Source organism: Campylobacter sp. BCW_6873, from assembly GCF_001762365.1.
Taxonomy (GTDB): Bacteria; Campylobacterota; Campylobacteria; order Campylobacterales; family Campylobacteraceae; genus Campylobacter_D; species Campylobacter_D jejuni.
This window is the reverse complement of record NZ_MJWS01000102.1, coordinates 1,262-3,321: the sequence shown is the minus strand read 5'-3', so window position 1 is coordinate 3,321 and position 2,060 is coordinate 1,262. Positions and strand designations below refer to the sequence as shown.

2 protein-coding genes are annotated in these 2,060 nt (G+C 32.0%); both read right to left on the bottom strand.

Features of this window, described 5'->3' with window-relative positions:
• Nucleotides 1-266: 266 nt before the first annotated feature.
• Nucleotides 267-398 (bottom strand): hypothetical protein, encoded by a 132-nt coding sequence (locus AJ932_RS10850; protein WP_257841619.1) that lies wholly within the window; start codon nucleotides 396-398, stop codon nucleotides 267-269.
• Between the two features lie 20 nt (nucleotides 399-418).
• A partial coding sequence (locus tag AJ932_RS10845; RefSeq protein ID WP_261660121.1) for a conjugal transfer protein TraG N-terminal domain-containing protein occupies nucleotides 419-2,060 on the bottom strand: 1,642 nt, incomplete at its 5' end.

Here is a 2,060-nt window from a genome sequence, read left to right as displayed (position 1 = left end):
CAAAAATACTTGCAAAATTTATTAAAATATGGTATAATTTTATTAAAAATATGAATAAGTTATTAATCAAGGAGTAATATTATGTTTTCCACATACTTAGTTGTTAGCTTTTTAATATTTATTGTGTTGTTTTTTTCAATTTTAAGTTTTTATATGGTTTTTCTAAAAAACAGAAATACAGAAAAAAGGAAAACTAAAATAATTAATAAATTTTTATTTCTCTTATGTTTTCTCTTGCTAATTTCAATTTCGATTTTAATTGGAGTTTATTTAGGAGTGTTAACAACTGTTAAATCTGTCGTAATTGCTTTTATTGCATTAGTTTTTATATTATCGTTGTTTTTCATGGCTTTTTCTGTAAATTGTGCTATTTTAGATTCTATTTTATCTTTAAACAAAAGGCTATAAAGCCTTTTGTTTAAATAGAAGGAGTATCTTTTCCAAGAGGATTCCAATTTTTAGAAGTTTCTCTAATAGCATTACCTCCTTTTTTATTATCTTGAGCTATTTGTGAGTGAGTTGCTCCGCTTTTAACTTCTTGACTATCTGGCATTGTTGTAGTGTTGCTTGTTCTTTTACTACTTTGATTTACTTGATCTTGATTTAAATTAGATTGAGTTAAAACACTTCTTTCTGATCCATCAATGGTTTTAAAATTCATACCTGCAGCGTGTGGCATAGTAGTATTATTTGGACTAACAATGCTTTGAGCGCCGTATTGACTATTATACTGTGCAAGTTGCGCAGGATCATTTTTAATCATATCGGATACATAATTACCTGCTTTTGCAAAGTATTCATTTTGTTGAGCTGTATTAAGGCTGCTAAAGTCTTTATTATCTCCTGCAGCAAGATCTCTTGCAACCACATTAAGTGTATTGTCAATATTATTAGTACTGACAGATTGAATACCTTGTTCTGTTTGTGTATAGCTTTGAGCATACCCAACCATTTTTGAATAAGCTGTAGAATCGCCACCTGAAAGTGTATTGCTCCAAGAAGAATCCATACCTTTTGTGGTAGATAGAGTTTTAAGAGAAGCTCTTTCCATTATTTCATTATATGCAGCTTTTTGAGCTTCTGAAAAAGTTTCAACATTTCCTATACCTCTTTTTGAACTCGCACTTGATTGAATTTCAGCACCATTTCCAAGAATGTTAAAACCTGCATGAGCAGAAGCTGCTAATGCAATTTCCGCCTTTTCTTCGCTAGTTAAATCAGTTCTATTTTGAATCTCTTGTCCAATATTATTTGCAAAAGCCTTCTTAAATGCTTCATCTCCTTTCTCCATAAATCCTTTAGCTTCATTTAATGCACTTGCTCTACCGCTTTGACTCATATGTGAATACTGATCATTAAAGTTTTTATTCCAAGCATCAGAATTTGCTTGAGATACGCTATTAACAGTTGTCATAGCTCCTGCACTAAGTTTGGCGCCTGACATCATACCATCAACATTTGTTCCTGTCATATTTGCATTAGAGATTTCAGAATTCTTTGTATTGTCACCCATAACTGATTGAGTATTAAATTTAGTAACCGCACCATCTATATTTCTTGCATATTGAAGCGATGCTACCCCTGCACCCACAGCCCAAACTTCATCTCCTCTAGGAGCGGCTATACTTGTTTGTGTAGATAAGGCTTGCTGATTTGCAAAGCTTCCAGCAGCTCTTGAAGCACCTGTTAGAGCTTGAGATAATCCAGAAGCAAAAGTTATAAATCCTTGCTCACTTGCTTTAGCAATTGCATAAGCTAAAACAGGAGTACTCATTACAAGATAATTCATGAAATTTGATCTACTTGCTACTTCTTTAAATATAAGCATGTTATCTCCTAAGCTTAAAGCTGCTTTTCCACCTGTTATTACTTGTGCAACTTTCATAAGATTGTAATCATTTAGATAATTAATGATACAAAGTATAGGAGTCCAAAGTACTATCCAAATACATAGAGTAAAAAACATCTTAATATGAGCATAAGAGCCAAACACAATAGAAAGCAAAGCAACAAGCCAAGATAAACCTATGATAATAGCTGTTAAATAAGCTTTAGCTAAA